This window comes from Gymnodinialimonas sp. 57CJ19 (assembly GCF_038396845.1).
GTDB lineage: Bacteria > Pseudomonadota > Alphaproteobacteria > Rhodobacterales > Rhodobacteraceae > Gymnodinialimonas.
In genome coordinates this window covers 181,701-199,305 of record NZ_CP151587.1, presented here as the reverse complement: position 1 = coordinate 199,305, position 17,605 = coordinate 181,701, and the positions used below count along the sequence as shown (strand labels likewise).

The window sequence follows — 17,605 nt, the reverse complement described above, 5'->3', positions numbered from 1 at the left end:
AGGGGCTCCGCCGCGCCTTCGGCGCCCTAGTCATCGCACCTCCGGTGCGTTTCCAGGCGATGCACCTCCGGTGCTTTCTTCCTAAACTTCGCGCACCGCGACAAGCCGATAGCCGATGGCTTCGGCGATATGGGGAAGGCCAACCGTCGTAGCCCCGTCAAGATCGGCGATGGTCCGCGCCAAGCGTAAAACGCGATGGTAACCGCGCGCGGTGAGTTTGAACTTCTCAGCCGCTTGCAACAGCATCGCCTTGCCCTCCGCATCGGGCGTGGCGATTTCGTCCAGCAATGCCCCCTCGGCATCGGCGTTCACCCGCGCTGACGCCCCCAGGGCGGAAAAGCGAGCCGCCTGCACGTCGCGCGCCAGCGCGACACGCGCGGCGATGGTGGCGCTGGTGTCGCCGGAGGCGGGAAGATCGAGGTCCGAGAAAGCAACCGGGGGCACCTCCAGTCGCAAATCAAACCGGTCCATGAGAGGACCCGAGATCTTTCCCATATAGTCCTGCCCGCAGATCGGCGCACGGCTACACGCGGCATCAGCATCATAGAGGTTCCCGCAGCGGCAAGGGTTTGCCGCCGCGATCAGCAGGAAACGGCAGGGGTAGGTCACATGGGCATTGGCCCGCGCCACCATGACATCACCGGTTTCAATCGGTTGGCGCAGGGTTTCCAGAACCGCGCGGGGGTATTCGGGGAACTCATCAAGGAACAGCACGCCGTTGTGGGCAAGGCTGATTTCCCCCGGTTTCGCGCCGCGCCCGCCGCCCACGATTGCGGGCATGGAGGCCGTGTGATGCGGCGCCCGGTAAGGCCGGGTGCGCGATATGCCGCCCTCGTCCAGCAACCCGGACAGGGAATGGATCATCGAGGTCTCTAACGCCTCGGCCGCGGAGAGCGGCGGCAAAATCCCCGGTAGCCTGGCCGCCAACATGGATTTACCAGACCCCGGAGAGCCGACCATCAGCAGGTGATGCCGCCCCGCCGCGGCGATTTCCATCGCCCGTTTCGCGCGTTCCTGCCCGCGCACTTCGGACAGGCATTTCTCACCCGGATCGGCGGCAACCTCACCCGGTGCCGCGGGCTCCAAGGGGGCGCGGTCGGTGAGATGAGCGATCAAATCGCCCAAGGACGCAGCCGCGAAAACCGGCGTCGCACCCACCCAGGCGGCTTCCGCGCCGCAGCCAGTGGGGCACAGTAATGTGCGGTTATCCTCTCCCGCGGCAAGGGCGGCGGGCAGCGCGCCCAACACTGGCACCAAGCGTCCGTTGAGGGAGAGTTCACCAAGGGACAACGCCTCTTCCACCCGCTCTTTCGGCAAGATGCCCAAGGCTGCCAAAAGCGCCAAGGCGATGGGCAAATCGAAGTGGGAGCCCTCTTTCGGTATATCGGCGGGGGATAGGTTCACGGTGATCCGCCGCGACGGCAGGGCGATGGCCATGGCCTGCAACGCCGTGCGCACCCGTTCGCGGGCCTCGGACACGGCCTTGTCGGGCAAGCCCACAATAGCAAAGCCCGGCAGACCCGAGGTTACGGCGCATTGCACCTCGACCCGGCGGGCCTCCAGCCCTTCAAAGGCCACGGTATGGGTCAGGGCAAGGGCCTCGGGGCTGGCGGCTTCAAACATGCCGCCAAGTCTGGCCCGAAGATGGTTAGCGAATGGTTAACGCACCCGTGTTTGCATTAAGAGCACCGCCCGCATCAAGAATACGTCGGGAAAGGAATCCGTTCCAGCGGCGCCTTGTCGTAGCGCGCGATTTCTTTGGTCTCTTTCATGCCCGCATCACGCCACTCAACAAAGGAAGGGTGGGTGACGACGGCTTTCGCATAGGCCGCTGCCCGATCAGACATGGGCAGACCATACGTCAAAAGGCGCGTCGCCAAGGGGGCGTAGAAAGCATCGGCCAAGGTGAACGCGCCAAAAAGGAACGGCCCACCGGGCCGGGAAACGGCCCGCGCCAAGATCTCTTCAAACCGGGCGACATCGGCCAAAACCTCGGGAGAGGGCTCAAAACCAGCCCAAGCGTTGCGGAGGTTTACCTGGCATGCGCCGCGAAGGGCCGCGAAACCGCCGTGCATCTCGGAGATGATCGACATCGCCTCGGCCCGGTCAACGGGATCGGCAGGTAATACGCCCCGATCGGCAAAGGTCTCGGCCACATGCCATGTAATCGCCATGCTATCGGCCAGCATCCCGCCCTCAGGCGTGCGGGCGGCGGGCACGGTCCGGTTGCCGCCGAAGGCTACGACGTCCTCAAAGAAGGTGTCGCCGTAAATCTCGACCTTATGGAGCGTGACGGGAATGCCGAAGGGCGCGAAGGACAGCCAGCCGCGAAGGGACCAACTGGAATAGGACTGTTGTCCGACAAGAAGTTCATAGGTCATGGGGGCAATAAGCCGTTCAGGCACGGGCGCGTCAATCGAAACGCAGTGACGGGGCCACGATCAGGGCCCACCTTCAGGGACAGTGGTTTACCGAGGTCAGAGACCAGTGCGACCCGTGAAAATGCAACTCGGATACCGACAGGGGATCAATCTTCTGGGCGATAGTTTGTTTCGGCGTCTGTCCGGTCAGAAGACCAATCTGGCACAGGATCGCGCCGAAATGCGCCACCACCACAAGATCGCCGGGCCGATTCGCCATGTGTCGGGTGACAGCGCCGCTGACACGGGTCGCCACGTCGTTCCAGCTTTCGCCACCCGGCGGCGTGATGTCGCCCGGGTCATCCCAGAAGGCCCGGCTCAGGAACGGGTCGCGTTTGCCAACCTCTTCAAACCCCAAACCATCCCAAGCGCCGAAGTCAAATTCCCGCAGGTCGCGGTCATGGGGCAGCCGCACCCGCCCGCCCGCGATGGCGTCGGCTGTTGCCACACAGCGTTTCAGATCAGACGAGACGATTGGCGCATCGGGCGGTAGATGATCGCGCATCCGGGCCACGGCGGCGGTGTCGGACAGGTCAGCGGGCACATCACGCCAGCCGGTGAAGACCGTCTGATGGGTCGGCCCGTGACGGATCAGGAAAAGGCGGCGCGGGGTTACCAAGGCTCATCCACGTCATCCAATTGCGGCTCCCCTTTCAGGACCGTGGGCAGACCCGCCGTGACATAGACCACCAGATCCGCTTGCGCGGCGAGGCGTTGGTTCACCACACCCTGAGCCCGCTGAAACGCGCGGGCCAGCGCGTTCTCGGGGACAACGCCGCCGGAAACATCGTTGCTGACCAGCACAACGGGAGCGCGCATTTGCACCAAGACGTCGAGCAAGATCTCCAGCTCTTCATCCCAATCGCCATCGTCGATCATCAGGTTTGTCAGCCAAAACGTGACGCAGTCCAGCAGCGCGATTTCGCCTGCCTCTATCTGCGTCAAAGCGGTGGCGGTTTCGTGGGGGGCTTCAACCGTGCGCCATCCCTGACCCGCCCGCTGTCCCCGATGTTTGGTGATCTTCGTCTTCATTTCGCCGTCGCGCGCCTCGGCGGTGGCGACGTAGACTTTGGCCAGACCGCTTTGACGGACCATGCGTTCGGCAAAAGCGGATTTTCCGCTGGAGGCGCCCCCAAGGACGAGGCTGATAGGAGGCAGGCGCAATTTTCTGTCCTTAAGAGTGATCCAACCGACGAGCCCCTGCGTAACACAATTAAAGGCGCCGTACATGCGCGTCTGATGTGCAGGAAAAACCGGGGGGTCAAAATGGCTGTGGATCGGAGTGGAGAGTTCAACATCTCCCGTCGCGCGATGAAGGCAGAGATGCTGGACGCAGAAACGGAACTGAAGCTGGCCTATGCTTGGCGCGATGACCGCTGCGAGGAAAGTCTGCACCGGTTGATCACCGCCTACATGCGGCTTGCGATCTCCATGGCGGCCAAGTTCAAACGCTACGGCGCGCCGATGAATGACCTGATCCAGGAAGCGGGCCTTGGCCTGATGAAAGCTGCCGAAAAGTTTGACCCCGATCGCGGCGTGCGTTTTTCGACCTATGCCGTGTGGTGGATCAAGGCGAGTGTGCAAGACCACGTCATGCGAAACTGGTCGATGGTACGCACCGGCTCGACCTCTTCACAGAAAAGCTTGTTTTTCAACATGCGCCGGGTCCAGGCGCGGTTGGAGAGAGAGGCGCTGAAAACCGGTGAGCCGCTGGACAAGCACCAATTGCTCGAGATGATCGCGCAGGATGTGGGCGTGCCGCTTCATGACGTGGAAATGATGGACGGGCGGCTGTCAGGGTCTGACTTCTCTTTGAACGCCACGCAATCGGCCGAGGATGAGGGACGAGAGTGGATTGACGCGCTGGAGGATGATGCGGAGCAGGCCGAGCATATCGTCGAGCATTCCCACGACACGGCGCAGTTGCGCGAATGGCTGATCGCGTCGATGAACGCGTTGAATGAGCGTGAAAGGTTCATCGTGCGCGAGCGGAAGCTGCGCGATGCCCCCCGTACGCTGGAAAGCCTTGGCGGAGAATTGGGCCTGTCGAAAGAACGCGTGCGCCAGTTGGAGGCCGCAGCTTTCGCCAAGATGCGCAAGACCCTGGATGCGCAATCGACTGAGGTGCGGGCCTTTCTGGGGGCCTAGGTCACTGGGCGTGATAGCCCTTGGGAAATCAACTTGGTGCCGCGTCCGACTGCCGAGAAACCGCGTTTCGCATTGAAGGGAAGGCGCGACGCGCCTACCGTTGCCCGCAGTAATTGGGGAGCGGTCTGAAATGCTGACAGGCAAGCGTGTTTTATTGATCATCGGCGGCGGGATCGCGGCGTTCAAGTCCTTGGATCTGATCCGGCGGTTGCGTGACCAAGGGGCAGAGGTCGTGCCGGTTCTGACCCGTGCTGCAGAGGAATTTGTGACGCCCTTGTCGGTGTCGGCCCTGGCCGCTCAGAAAGTTTACCGGGATCTGTTTGATCTGACCGACGAGGCCGAGATGGGGCACATTGAGTTGTCCCGTGCGGCTGATCTCGTGGTGGTTGCACCGGCGACAGCGGATTTGATGGCGAAGATGGCTTCGGGGTTGGCCAATGATTTGGCTTCGACCCTGTTGATGGCCACCGACAAGCGCGTTCTGATCGCCCCGTCGATGAATGTGCGCATGTGGGAACACCCGGCGACGCAGCGAAATCTGACGGTGTTGCACGGCGACGGCATCTTGGTGGCGGGGCCCGACAAGGGCGCAATGGCCTGCGGCGAATTCGGACCGGGTCGCATGGCCGAAGTGCCTGAGATCATCGACGCGATTGACGCTGCCCTGAGGGACGGGCCGTTGAAGGGCCGCCATGTGATTGTGACCTCGGGGCCGACCCACGAGCCGATTGACCCGGTGCGCTATATCGCCAACCGATCCTCGGGCGCGCAGGGTACGGCGATGGCGGAGGCGCTGAGGGACTTGGGGGCGACGGTGACGTTTGTGACCGGGCCTGCCGACGTCGCGCCGCCGCCCGGTGTGGACGTGGTAAGGATCGAGACGGCACGAGAGATGTTGGCAGCGGTGCAGGCGGCTCATCCGGCCGACGCGGCCGTCTTCGCCGCTGCTGTGGCGGATTGGCGGGTGGAGAATGCCAGTGGTTCCAAGATGAAGAAGGATGGGTCGGGGAAGGCTCCGGCGTTGGAGTTTGCGGAGAACCCGGACATTCTGGCGACCGTGTCACAGATGGATGAGGGCCGCCCCGGATTGGTCGTTGGCTTTGCGGCGGAGACCGATGATGTGGTGGAGAATGCCACGGCAAAGCGGTTGAGAAAGCAATGTGATTGGATTGTGGCCAATGACGTCTCGGTTGAGACGGGGATCATGGGCGGCGACGAGAATGCGATCGTGCTGATTGATGCGGAGGGGGCAGACGTGTGGCCTCGGATGGCGAAGCGGGATGTGGCGCGGTTGCTGGCGCAGCGCATTGCCGATGCTGTTGGCGCCCGTTGAGGGGTGGGGATTGAGTTGTATGGGCCAAGGTGAAGGGGAAGGCACGCGCGTGATCGTGCGGGTGGTGCGAGAGGCTTGGGCGGACCCGAGTGTGGCCTTGCCGGAATATGCGACGGCGGGGGCTGCAGGCGCGGACTTGCCGGCGAGTTTTGAGGATCGAGGGGCGTTGGTATTGGGCCCGGGCGAGAGAGCCTTGGTGCCGACGGGGTTGAGAGTGGCGATTGCGGAGGGGTTTGAGATGCAGATCCGCCCCAGATCGGGCCTGGCCTTGAAGCATGGAATAACTTTGGCCAATGCGCCCGGCACGATTGATGCTGATTATCGCGGGCCTTTGGGGGTGATCTTGGTGAACCTCGGCACGGAGCCTTTTGTGGTTGAGCACGGCGCACGGATTGCTCAGGCGGTAGTGGCGCCGGTGGTGCAGGCCGCGTTCGAGGCGGTGGATGTGTTGGATGATACGCCGCGCGGGGGCGGCGGGTTCGGCTCCACCGGGACGGGCTGATGGGATTTGTCTTGCTGCTTGCCGGTGTCCTGTGGGGCATCGGCTATGTGATGAAGGTGCCGGTTGCGGTGCGTTTGCGCCTGTTGGGCGTTTTGTATCTGGCGGTGATTGCGGTGCAGGTCATGTTTCCGGACGGGCATCCGTTGCGGGAGGTGACGGGGGGATCGGCGGCGCTGTGGTTGCTGTTGGGGGCAGGATTGGCGCTGGTGCTCGGCTATCGGGCACTATTGCGTAAGATACGCGACCGAGCGGCACAGGCGGATATCGCAAGGGGCGATGCGGAGGCCATGCCGGAGGGGCCGTTTCTGGGCGTCGAGTTAGAGCGTTATGCCCGCCACATCACCTTGCCGGACATTGGAGGCGGCGGTCAGCTGGCTCTGAAACGGGCGCGCGTGTTGGTGGTGGGGGCCGGGGGCTTGGGCTCTCCGGTGTTGTTGTACTTGGCGGCGGCAGGCGTGGGGCGGATCGGGGTGATTGACGATGATGTGGTTGGCCTGTCGAACCTGCAACGGCAGGTGATCCACACCGATGCCCGCAGCGACATGGCGAAGGTGTTCTCTGCCGAGATCGCCATGAAGGCGCTGAACCCCCATGTGGATGTGCGTCCTTACAAGCGCGTCCTGACCGACGACATCGCGACTGAGCTGTTTGCTGAGTACGATCTGATCGTCGATGGCACCGATAGTTTCGCGGTGCGCGATATGATCAACCGGGCCGCCGTTGCGGCGGGTAAGCCGTTGATCGCGGGCGCGATCTCGGCTTGGGAGGGGCAGGTGACGTTATACGACCCCAAGAACGACGCGCCTTGCATGGCTTGTATTTTCCCCAATGCCCCTGCGCCGGGCCTCAGCGCCACCTGCGCCGAGGCGGGCGTCGTGGGGGCGCTGCCGGGAATTATCGGGTCGATGATGGCGCTGGAGGTCGTGAAAGAGATTACCGGCGCGGGCGAGGGCCTGCGCGGGCGGATGCTGATCTACGATGCGCTGTACGCGGAAGCACGGGTGATTGCCGTGAAACGCCGCCCCGATTGCGCGGTCTGCGGCGCCGTTTAGCGCGGCGGGGCTGGACGACAGCCACAAGGACGCCATACTTACCTTCAAACATCAGGGAGCTTGCTATGACTCGTTTTATCGCCGCCGCTTTGGCCGCAATGATGCCACTGACCGCCGCCGCCGATGGGCATTTGCCCGATCTTGGCGGCCAAGAGGTCGTTGTGGTCACAGAGAACGCCTACCCGCCGTTGCAGTTTGTCGATCCGGTCTCGGGTCTTGCGATCGGCTGGGAATATGATGCGCTGGAAATCTTGGCAGAGCGTCTGAACTTCACCCCGGTGATCGAGAACATCAGCTGGGACGCGATGATCCCAGCGGTGTCCGGCGGGCAGTACGACATGGGGATGACGGGCATCACGATCCGCGAAGATCGTGACGAACTCGTTGATTTCTCAGTGCCTTACATGGTTAGCCAGATGCGTATGCTGGTGGCTGCCGATGAAACGCGCTTCACTGACGCGGAAAGCTTTGCTGCCAATGAAGAGCTGTTGATCGGCACACAGGCGGGCACGACGCCGTTCTATGTGGGTGTCTATGACGTGCTGGACGGCGACGAGGCGAACCCCCGCCTTGTGCTGCTGGAAACCATTCCGGGCGCGATTCAGGCGTTGCTGACGGGCGACGTGGATATGGTGCTGGCCGATAGCGCGGGCGGGCAGGGGTACGTCAGTGCCAACCCCGACCAACTTCAAATGATCGGAGAGCCCCTGGGCACCGAGGAGTTCGGCTTCATCTTCCCCAACGATAGTGAGCTGACCGCCGCCATCGACGCGGGCATCGCCAGCATGCGAGAGGACGGCACCCTGGCCGAGTTGGACCACCGCTGGTTCGTTGACTACGCCCTTGGCCAATAACACCTTTTTGGCGCGCCGGGACCCACTGGCGCGCCGCATATGATGATGTCCCCCTCCCCCCAAGATGATGACTTCCCGTGGTGGCTGGTCGCGCTGGCGGCCTTTGGCCTCTATGCGCTGTGGCAGCTCCTAAGCAGTGATATCTATTGGCAGGTGTTCAGCACCTTGCAACGGGGCATCCTGATCACGGTGATCGTGACGCTTGTGGGCTTTGCCATGGCAAGCGCTGCGGGCTTGGGGCTGGCGTTGATGAGCTTGTCGCGCCACCTGATCCTGCGCCAGATCGCGCGGCTGTATATCGAAATCGTGCGCGGCGTGCCGATCATCGTGCTGTTGCTTTACGTGGCTTTCGTTTTCGCGCCGGGGATCGTGGCGGGCTATAATTGGCTGGCGGAAAACACCGGCATGGACACGATCCGCACACGGGATTTTCCGCTGCTGTGGCGGGCCGTTATCGCGTTGGCCATCGGCTATTCTGCCTTCATCGCCGAGGTGTTTCGTGCCGGACTGCAATCGGTCGACCCCGGTCAGATCGAGGCTGCGAATGCCTTGGGCCTGAGCCGTTGGAACCGCTTTCGCCATATCATTTTTCCGCAGGCGATCCGCACGATCTTGCCGCCTTTGGGTAATGATTTCGTGGCGATGGTGAAGGATAGCTCGCTTGTGTCGGTGCTTGGGGTGTTGGACGTGACGCAATTGGGCAAGGTCATTGCCGCGTCGAACTTCCGCTATTTCGAGACCTACAACGTGGTCGCGCTGATCTATCTGACAATCACCGTGACCCTATCGCTTTTACTGCGACGTTTGGAAAAGCGGATGCGGCGAGGACATCGCCGCTAGGGGGTGTTGCCCGTCGATATCTCGCCTATGTGTAGGGAAAGGAGAATTCGATGAGTAATGCGCTGCTGGAAACTTGGGACACACCGTTTGAACTGCCGCCGTTCGCGCGGATTACGGACGACGATTTTGGCCCGGCGTTGGAGGCAGCCTTGGATGAGGGCCGCGCAAGGGTGCAGGCGATCGCCGAGCAGGTTGAGGCGCCGACTTTCGCCAATACGATCGACGCGCTGGAATTGGCGGATGCTTTGCTGGACCGCGTGGCGGGCGTCTTTTTCAACCTCGCAGGCGCCGATGCGACCCCGGCACGAGAGGCGTTGCAGCGCGAATACGCACCCAAGTTTGCCGCCTACTCATCGGAAATTACCAATAACGAACAACTGTTTGCCCGGATCGACGCCCTGTGGTCGCGCCGCGAGGAGCTTTCTTTAAGCGAGGAGCAGTCGCGCGTTTTGATGCTGACGCATCGATCCTTTGTGCGCGCAGGTGCAGCGTTGAAAGGGGCCGAAGGCGACCGGTTGACCGAGGTAAAATCCCGCCTCGCGGTGTTGGGCACCGAGTTCATGCAGAACCTTCTGGCCGACGAACGGTCCTGGTTCATGGAACTGCAAGAGGCTGACCTTGAAGGATTGCCCGATTTCGTCATCGACGCGGCCCGTGCGGCGGGCGAGGAGAAAGGCGCAGGTGGCCCCGTTGTGACGCTCTCGCGCTCGTTGATCGTGCCCTTCCTCCAGTTTTCGCCGCGCCGTGATCTGCGCGAAAAGGCCTACCGCGCGTGGGGTGCCCGGGGCGCGAATGGGGGGGACACCGACAACCTTGGCATCGCGGCCGAGACATTGGCCTTGCGCGAAGAACGCGCCAAGCTGTTGGGTTACAAGGATTTTGCGGCCTTCAAGCTGGAAACCGAGATGGCCGGGACTGCCGACAACGTGCGTGATCTGCTGATGGCCGTGTGGCAACCCGCCAAGGCGCAGGCCGAGGCAGACGCGGAAAAACTGGCCGCGATGATGGCCGATGACGGCGTGAACGGCCCGTTAGAGCCGTGGGATTGGCGCTACTACTCCGAGAAACGTCGCAAGGCCGAGCATGATTTGGATGAGGCGGAGTTGAAGCCCTACCTCTCGCTTGATGCGATGATCACGGCGGCGTTTGATTGTGCCAATCGCCTGTTCGGCCTGTCCTTCGCGCCGTTGGATATTCCCCTCTACCACCCCGACGCGCGGGCGTGGGAAGTGACGCGAGATGGCAGGCATGTCGCTGTTTTCATTGGAGATTACTTCGCCCGAGGGTCCAAGCGTTCCGGCGCGTGGTGCTCGGCCATGCGCAGCCAGAAGAAGCTTGGCGGGGACACGCGGCCCATCGTTGTGAACGTGTGCAACTTCGCCAAGGGTGACCCGAGCTTGCTGTCTTATGACGATGCGCGGACGTTGTTTCACGAATTCGGCCATGCGCTGCATCAGATGCTGAGTGATGTCACTTATGGCTCGATCAGCGGCACCTCTGTCGCCCGGGACTTCGTGGAATTGCCAAGCCAGCTGTATGAGCATTGGCTGGAAGTGCCTGAAGTACTTGAGAAATTTGCTGTTCACGTGGACACGGGGAAGCCGATGCCCAAGGCGCTGTTGGAGCGGCTCTTGTCGGCGCAGACCTATGACATGGGTTTCTCAACCGTGGAATATGTCGCCTCTGCCCTTGTGGATCTGGATTTCCACGATGGCGATGCTCCTGCCAACCCAATGGAATCGCAGGAAAAAACCCTTAAGAACCTCGGCATGCCCCACGCGATCGAGATGCGCCACCGCACGCCGCAATTTGCCCATGTTTTTGCGGGCGATGGCTATTCCAGCGGCTATTACAGCTACATGTGGTCCGAGGTGATGGACGCAGATGCCTTCGCGGCCTTTGAGGAAGCGGGCGGGCCGTTTGACCCTGTTTTGGCCAAGTCGTTGGAAAAGAACATTCTTTCTGCTGGCGGCAGCCAAGAGGCCGATACGCTCTACACCGCTTTCCGGGGCCGGATGCCGGGGGTGGAGGCGCTGCTGAAAGGGCGCGGATTGGACAAGGTGGGCTAAGCGGAAGACGGTAGGGGCAAGCTCCGCCCGACGGCTTTAGGGTAGATCAATGGTATATCAATTTGCCCTGAGCCTGTTCAGCGCGGCACTGCTTGCGGCCCCGAATTCGCCATGCTCGGGAGCAACCGCGCGTTTCGGGATGTTTTCCTGGGCTGTTCCCAAGTGAATGATCCGACCCTGACCCATATCGTGCCAAATGGCGTGCAAGCGGCCTCGGACGCAGAGAGGATCGCCTTGATGCGGCATTGTCTGGAGCGGGCCGAGGAACATGGTTTGAAGCCCTAGGGGCGATCAGTCGAAAACCTCGCCGGGCTCAACGCCCCAAATGGCATTGGCATCGACCCAACCCTGGTAGCCGCCGACCTCCATCATGCACCAACCGGGGACGCATTCGTCCAGATGCCCGGTCACGCCCACTTCGGCATGGGCCCGGATGGTCGAGGTGGGGTCCGGGCGCGCATAAAGCGGCAGCATGTCGGTTTCCACAATCGCGGCGCGTTCGCCGGATAATAGCGTGTAGTGCATCCAGCCGCCCGCGCCGTCACGGTCCACCACACGGCGCCAATGGCCATGTTCGGCCACGATCATCATCGGCATGTGGCGACGGGTGAACACCCAATCGATTCGGTGACTGCGCGAAGGGCCGCGCCGGGCATTGCCCTCGGTCGCGCGCATGGTGACGTAGCGGGGCAGGGGGTAGCCTGTCACGGGGCCCACGCGACGCTCGGCCGCTTCTGCATCATCGCCGGATTGCGCCAACGCGGGCGTGCTGGGGGCCATAAACACGGCAAATATAGAAAATAGGCCGATCAGAATGATCCGCATGGGGCTGCCTCGATCCGAAGGGGCGCAAAATGGCCCCGGTGTTGTCCTCAATCGTTCCCGCGATCTTGCGCCTCGGGTAACGATAAGAGAGTGTCACGATGAAAGATCAAAATCCATAAGACGGAGCCGCCCCATGCCATCTACGCGTCTAAGTGTTGTCGTTACGCGACGGTTACCCGAAGCGGTCGAGACGCGGATGAGCGAATTGTTCGACGTAGAACTGCGCGAAGACGACCGCCCCATGACCCGAGACGAGCTGGTAGAGGCCATGCGCCGCGCCGATGTTCTGGTGCCGTGCATCTCAGATCGGATTGGGGGGGGCATGTTGGGGCAAGCGGGAGATCGGCTGAAGCTGATCGCCAACTACGGGGCGGGGATTGACCATGTTGATGTGTCGACCGCGCGGCAGAGGGGGATTCTGGTTTCCAACACGCCGGGCGTGATGACCGATGACACCGCCGATATGGCCATGGCCCTGATCCTTGGCGTGTTGCGCCGGGTGCCTGAAGGCATGGCCGTGATGCAGGAAGGCAATTGGGCCGGATGGGCCCCGACCGCGTTCATGGGCGGACGTGTGGGCGGGAAACGCCTGGGCATTCTGGGCATGGGCCGGATTGGCCAGGCCGTCGCCAAACGCGCGGCGGCTTTCGGGATGCAGGTGCATTACCACAACCGCCGGCGCTTGCATGAAGATGTAGAGACCGCGTTGGAGGCCACCTATTGGGAAAGCCTCGACCAGATGATTGCACGCATGGATGTGGTCAGCGTCAACTGCCCGCATACGCCAAGCACCTTTCACCTGATGAACGCGCGACGGTTGAAGCTGATGAAGCCCGACGCGGTGATCGTGAATACCTCTCGCGGGGAGGTGATCGACGAAAACGCCCTGACACGGATGCTGCGCGCGGGCGAGATCTCGGGCGCGGGCTTGGACGTGTTTGAAAAGGGCCGAGAGGTGAACCCGAGGTTGCGAGAGCTGCCCAACGTGGTGCTGCTGCCCCATATGGGCAGTGCCACCCGAGAGGGGCGGGCCGAGATGGGGGAGAAGGTCCTTGTCAATATCAAGACGTTCGCCGACGGGCACCGCCCACCTGATTTGGTCGTCCCGAGCATGCTATGAGCGATCCGGGCGACTTTATCCGTCCCGAGCCGCCGCTACGTGCGCCAGAAATGCCCGAGGCAAGGCCAGAAGTGAGGCCCGAATTACGCCATGGGGCCAAGCCGAAGCGCTCTGGACTGAAGCCCGGTCTACGGCTGGTGGCGTTTGTCGCGGTGGGGTTGGTATGCCTTTGCGTGGGTCTTCTGGACCTGTCGCGGGGCGGCGGAGTGAACCCCGCCCTACCGCCTGCCAGAGCCGCCGCACAAGATATCGCCGTGGTCACGGCCAGCGTTTACGTGTCCTTGAGGGCGATCAACGCGGCGCTATCGGCAGCGCAAGAGATCGAGATTGGCGCCTCCATCGGGGCGCAGGCGTCTTTGCAGCCGCTCAAGGTGTTGGAGCCGGTGGATGACACCGTTGAACGGGTCGCCGACGTGGTGTTCAGCGTGGCGGCCGGGGCGGCCTTGGTCGCCGTGGGACTGGAGCCTGTGGCCGCGATTGGCTTGGTTGTGCTGGGTATTGGCCTGATCGGCCTGGGCTGTGCCGCCATGGCAAGCGGCGCCAGCATGGCCGCCGCCAGCCTGAGGGCGGTGCGCCTTGGGGCGGCCCTGGGCCTTGTCCTGCCACTGGTGTTCGCGGGCGGCGTTTGGCTGGGAGAGAGGGCGACAGCCCCCCAGTGGAATTCCGCGATGGCGCAGTTGGAACACGTCACCGGAGAGGCGCAGGTGTTGATCGGCGCGGGCGACGCCGAGCTCCTGTCAGAGGCCGAGGATGGCGGTTTTTTCTCGGGCTTTCTTGGCGCGGTAAGTGATGCGACAACCTCGGTTCAAAGCTACGCAGCGGCGGCGGGGGTCTTCACGCAACAGGCCGACGCCCTGTTCAACGCGACGCTGACGATCATCGGCATCTTCGTACTGCGCACACTTGTATTGCCGGTCCTGCTGATGTGGTCCGTCATGGCGCTGCTACGCAAAAGCGTGGGCTGACGCGCAGATTGACTCCCTGAAAATCCGGGCGTAGCGGTTCCGTTGTAGGCCCGCCGGGACGACCCGGCATCGAGGGGGCGTGTGAAGTCAGGACGACCTGAGTGACAGGAGGTTGAAATGGCGTGGGTATATCTACTTACAGCTGGTGCATTGGAAATCGTCTGGGCGACGGGCCTGAAGCGGCTTGGCGATAGTTTCTCCTGGGGCGGTGTTCTGGTCACGGCCGTGGCCTTGGTCGCCAGTATGGTGGCACTTTATGCAGCGACCGCCCGCTTGCCCTTGGGCATCGCCTATCCGATCTGGACGGGCATCGGGTCGGTGGGGTCTGTGATCGTGAGCGTCGTGATCTTCCAGCAATCCATGAGCATTTACGGCGTGTTGGGCGTGTTTCTGATGATCAGCGGAATGGTGTTGTTGGGGGCCGAGGCGCACTAGCGAGGGCCAACACAAGGGGTGCGGGGATCAAGAAGGCGCGAACTCTGCACCAAATCGCCCGTTTTGGACCCAATGTGCCCTTGCCATTTTAGGGCAGTTTCGCGCATTTTGTGTTGCCAGCCAAAACAGGAAGTTTCGTGTCCCTATTCATCATCGTTGCCTTGCCATTCCTCGGTGCCTTGTTGCCGGGGCTCATGAATTCAGCGGGGCGGTCTGCCTGTGCGGGTGTCACTTTTACCGTGTCCTTGGCGGCGTTTGTCGGCCTTCTGACCAACCTGCCCGCGATCATTGCCGGAGAGGTCGTGACCGCGCGGATTGATTGGATGCCGGTGCTGGGGCTGAACTTCACGTTGATGCTGGACGCGCTGGGGTTCTTTTTCGCGCTGCTGATCCTTGGCATTGGCCTTCTGATTATCATCTACGCCCGCAACTACCTGAGCCGTAAGGATAATATGGGAGAGTTTTTCACCTATCTGCTGCTGTTCCAAGGCGCGATGGTGGGCATTGTCTTAAGCGATAACATCCTGCTTCTGCTGGTGTTCTGGGAACTGACGTCAATGTCGTCCTTCCTGCTTATCGGTTTCTGGAAGCACCTGCCCGAGGGGCGCCAAGGGGCCAGAATGGCCCTGACGGTGACGGGCGCCGGCGGGCTGTCGATGATCGGCGGTATGCTCATTCTGGGCCAGATCGTGGGCAGCTACGATCTGAGCGTGATCCTGCAAAACCGAGAACTCATTCAGGCCGACCCCCTGTATCTGCCGGCGCTGATTCTGATCCTTCTGGGCTGTTTCACCAAATCGGCGCAGTTCCCGTTCCACTTCTGGTTGCCCCACGCGATGGCTGCGCCGACGCCGGTGTCTGCCTATCTGCACTCGGCCACGATGGTCAAAGCGGGCATCTTCCTGATGGCCCGCATGTGGCCGGTTCTGGCGGGCACGCCGGAATGGTTTGCGATCGTGACCACGGCGGGGATCGTCACCATGGTCCTTGGCGCGGTGATCGCGCTGTTCAAGCACGACCTGAAAGCGCTACTGGCGTTCTCCACGGTCAGCCACCTGGGCCTGATCACCTTGTTATTGGGCACCGGAACGGCCTTTGGGGCCATGGCGGCCGTGTTCCACATCCTGAACCACGCCACCTTCAAGGCGGCGCTGTTCATGTCGGCGGGGATCATCGACCACGAGACAAACACCCGCGACATTCGCCGTTTGGGCGGGCTGCGCAAGCTGATGCCGGTGACCTTTGTGATCGCCACGCTGGCCGCTTTGTCGATGGCGGGTATCCCACTGCTCAACGGGTTTTTGTCGAAAGAGATGATGCTGGAGGAAGCCAGCCACACGACGCTTTATGGCACGCCTTGGCTTGTGCCTGCGTTGGCAACCGTGGGCTCGCTTTTCTCGGCCGCTTATTGCTTCCGCCTGATCGGCCATGTGTTCTTTGGCCCGGTGCGCGATGATTATCCCGCCCACCCCCATGATCCGCCCGCGGGCATGTGGTTGCCGCCGGCGACCCTTGTGGTTCTGGTCGTGGCCATTGGCGTCGCGCCGTTCCTGGTAGAGCCCTTCGTGAAGCTCGTCACCGGGGCGCTCATCGGTTCTGCCGCCGAGATGCCGAGCGCGCATCTGCAAATCTGGCACGGCCTGACCCCGGCGCTTTACATGTCTATCGTCGCCGTAACCGGGGGCCTGTTGATGTTGGCGCTGTTCCGCCCCGCCTTGCGCCTGTGGGATGCTGCGCCCCGGCCCGAAGCCAAAACCATCTTCGAGGCCATCGTCGAGTCCTCCGCCGCTGCCGCCCGCCTGTTGATCCTGCCGCTCCATAACGGCGCGTTCACCCGCTATGCGGCCATCGGCACCGTGGCGATCCTGGCGGCGGGCTTCCACGCATGGACCACCGGGACAATCGCAGAGGCCACCCGCGAGATGCAAAGCGCGGGTCCGGTGCCTATTGCCGGGTGGCTGATGCTGGTGACCGCGACCGTGGCGCTGGTGTTGTTGCACCGCAATCGCCTGCTGTCGCTGATCCTGATTGGGATCGTGGGCTTGATGGTCTCTATCGGGTTCGTGTTCTTCAGCGCGCCTGACCTTGCGATGACGCAATTCACCGTTGAGGTCGTGACAATCATCCTGCTGCTTCTGGCGCTCAATTTCCTGCCCAACCGGACGCCGATAGAAAGCACCGTGCTGCGCCGGGTGCGCGATGCGGGCGTGGCGATTGCGGGGGGCTTGGCCACCTTTGCGCTGGCCTATCACTATCTGCTGCGCGATGCGGTCACGACGCCGATTTCGGAATTCCATCTGACCAATTCCTACGAGGGCGGCGGCGGCACCAATGTGGTGAACGTGATCCTGGTCGATTTCCGGGGCTTTGATACCTACGGAGAGATTATCGTATTGGGCATTGCGGCGCTGCTGATCTACGCGCTGACGGAAACGCTGTTGAGCGGCCCGGTGAGGGCGCGGTTGCTGAACCGTCTGCCAAGCCACACCATCTCGGGCGATGCCCATCCGATGATGATGGTGGTCCTGACACGGGTCATCATGCCGGTGGTGATGATGGTTGGTTTCTACATCTTCCTACGCGGCCACAACGAGCCGGGCGGCGGCTTCATTGCCGGTCTGATCGTGTCGATCGGCGTGGTGATGCAATACATGGCCAGCGGTTTTGCCTGGACCTCGGCCCGCTTGAAGTACCCCTATCACGGGGTCATCGGGGCGGGCGTGTTGATTGCCGGGCTGACCGGGATCGGGGCGTGGTTCTTCGGCAAGCCGTTCCTGACTTCGAATTTCACCTATATCCGCATCCCTCCGTTTGACGAGTTCGAGGTCGCCACCGCCGCCCTGTTCGATCTAGGCGTTTTCCTGGCCGTGGTCGGCGCGGTAATGCTGTCGCTTGAAAGCTTCTCGCGCCTCGCACGGCGAACCCATGTGCCAGATAGTGAGCATCCTATGGACATCGACCCTTCCAGAAAGGCCCCAGTGGAACCGGCCCCGCCATCGCCAACGCCTGTTGGCCAGATACCTGCGAAGGGGGACGTGTAGG

Annotated in this window: 17 protein-coding genes; 12 read left to right on the top strand and 5 right to left on the bottom strand. The window is 62.3% G+C overall.

What is annotated here, in order from left to right; all coding sequences use genetic code 11:
* Positions 1–81: 81 nt before the first annotated feature.
* The 4 genes from AADW23_RS00995 to cobU all read right to left on the bottom strand — a co-directional run bounded on the left by AADW23_RS00995 (position 82) and on the right by cobU (position 3,584).
* Positions 82–1,623, bottom strand: a complete 1,542-nt coding sequence (locus AADW23_RS00995; RefSeq protein WP_341862669.1) for a YifB family Mg chelatase-like AAA ATPase — start codon at positions 1,621–1,623, stop codon at positions 82–84.
* Between the two features lie 74 nt (positions 1,624–1,697).
* The gene (locus AADW23_RS00990) at positions 1,698–2,405 is read right to left on the bottom strand and encodes a glutathione S-transferase (protein WP_341862668.1); all 708 of its coding nucleotides are present in this window, start codon (positions 2,403–2,405) and stop codon (positions 1,698–1,700) included.
* Positions 2,406–2,454: 49 nt separating this feature from the next.
* The gene (locus AADW23_RS00985; protein ID WP_341862667.1) at positions 2,455–3,039 is read right to left on the bottom strand and encodes a histidine phosphatase family protein; all 585 of its coding nucleotides are present in this window, start codon (positions 3,037–3,039) and stop codon (positions 2,455–2,457) included.
* Positions 3,033–3,584 carry a bifunctional adenosylcobinamide kinase/adenosylcobinamide-phosphate guanylyltransferase gene (cobU, locus tag AADW23_RS00980; RefSeq protein WP_341862666.1) on the bottom strand — a complete coding sequence of 184 codons (552 nt, stop codon included), beginning with the start codon at positions 3,582–3,584 and terminating at the stop codon, positions 3,033–3,035. The genes AADW23_RS00985 and cobU overlap by 7 nt, the downstream gene beginning before the upstream one ends.
* A 102-nt stretch (positions 3,585–3,686) precedes the next feature.
* Between cobU and AADW23_RS00975 the strand changes: the two genes are divergently transcribed.
* From AADW23_RS00975 to AADW23_RS00940, 8 genes are all read left to right on the top strand, one after another.
* Entirely contained in the window at positions 3,687–4,568 is an 882-nt protein-coding gene (locus tag AADW23_RS00975) for an RNA polymerase factor sigma-32 (RefSeq protein WP_341862665.1), read from the top strand.
* Between the two features lie 130 nt (positions 4,569–4,698).
* Positions 4,699–5,901, top strand: a complete 1,203-nt coding sequence (coaBC, locus tag AADW23_RS00970) for a bifunctional phosphopantothenoylcysteine decarboxylase/phosphopantothenate--cysteine ligase CoaBC (protein ID WP_341862664.1) — start codon at positions 4,699–4,701, stop codon at positions 5,899–5,901.
* 19 nt (positions 5,902–5,920) lie between these two features.
* The gene (dut, locus tag AADW23_RS00965) at positions 5,921–6,403 is read left to right on the top strand and encodes a dUTP diphosphatase (RefSeq protein WP_341862663.1); all 483 of its coding nucleotides are present in this window, start codon (positions 5,921–5,923) and stop codon (positions 6,401–6,403) included.
* Complete coding sequence (gene moeB, locus AADW23_RS00960) at positions 6,403–7,455, top strand: molybdopterin-synthase adenylyltransferase MoeB (protein ID WP_341862662.1); 1,053 nt, start codon at positions 6,403–6,405, stop codon at positions 7,453–7,455. Before dut ends, moeB begins: the two co-directional genes overlap by 1 nt.
* Before the next feature lie 65 nt (positions 7,456–7,520).
* Positions 7,521–8,309 (top strand): transporter substrate-binding domain-containing protein, encoded by a 789-nt coding sequence (locus AADW23_RS00955; RefSeq protein ID WP_341862661.1) that lies wholly within the window; start codon positions 7,521–7,523, stop codon positions 8,307–8,309.
* Between the two features lie 42 nt (positions 8,310–8,351).
* Positions 8,352–9,149, top strand: a complete 798-nt coding sequence (locus AADW23_RS00950; protein WP_341864365.1) for an amino acid ABC transporter permease — start codon at positions 8,352–8,354, stop codon at positions 9,147–9,149.
* 50 nt (positions 9,150–9,199) lie between these two features.
* Positions 9,200–11,218, top strand: a complete 2,019-nt coding sequence (locus AADW23_RS00945; protein WP_341862660.1) for a M3 family metallopeptidase — start codon at positions 9,200–9,202, stop codon at positions 11,216–11,218.
* A gap of 111 nt (positions 11,219–11,329) precedes the next feature.
* The gene (locus AADW23_RS00940; protein WP_341862659.1) at positions 11,330–11,503 is read left to right on the top strand and encodes a hypothetical protein; all 174 of its coding nucleotides are present in this window, start codon (positions 11,330–11,332) and stop codon (positions 11,501–11,503) included.
* 6 nt (positions 11,504–11,509) lie between these two features.
* Here AADW23_RS00940 and AADW23_RS00935 read toward each other — a convergent pair whose 3' ends face one another.
* Complete coding sequence (locus tag AADW23_RS00935; protein ID WP_341862658.1) at positions 11,510–12,043, bottom strand: SH3 domain-containing protein; 534 nt, start codon at positions 12,041–12,043, stop codon at positions 11,510–11,512.
* A 133-nt stretch (positions 12,044–12,176) separates the two neighbouring features.
* Between AADW23_RS00935 and AADW23_RS00930 the strand changes: the two genes are divergently transcribed.
* The 4 genes from AADW23_RS00930 (at position 12,177) to AADW23_RS00915 (ending at position 17,604) form a co-directional block, all read left to right on the top strand.
* Positions 12,177–13,163 (top strand): D-glycerate dehydrogenase, encoded by a 987-nt coding sequence (locus tag AADW23_RS00930; protein WP_341862657.1) that lies wholly within the window; start codon positions 12,177–12,179, stop codon positions 13,161–13,163.
* Complete coding sequence (locus tag AADW23_RS00925) at positions 13,160–14,128, top strand: hypothetical protein (RefSeq protein WP_341862656.1); 969 nt, start codon at positions 13,160–13,162, stop codon at positions 14,126–14,128. Before AADW23_RS00930 ends, AADW23_RS00925 begins: the two co-directional genes overlap by 4 nt.
* A 117-nt stretch (positions 14,129–14,245) precedes the next feature.
* Entirely contained in the window at positions 14,246–14,563 is a 318-nt protein-coding gene (locus AADW23_RS00920; RefSeq protein ID WP_341862655.1) for an SMR family transporter, read from the top strand.
* Between the two features lie 137 nt (positions 14,564–14,700).
* A complete protein-coding gene (locus AADW23_RS00915; RefSeq protein WP_341862654.1) occupies positions 14,701–17,604 on the top strand; it encodes a monovalent cation/H+ antiporter subunit A in 2,904 nt (967 codons plus the stop codon).
* The last annotated feature ends 1 nt before the right edge of the window (position 17,605 follow it).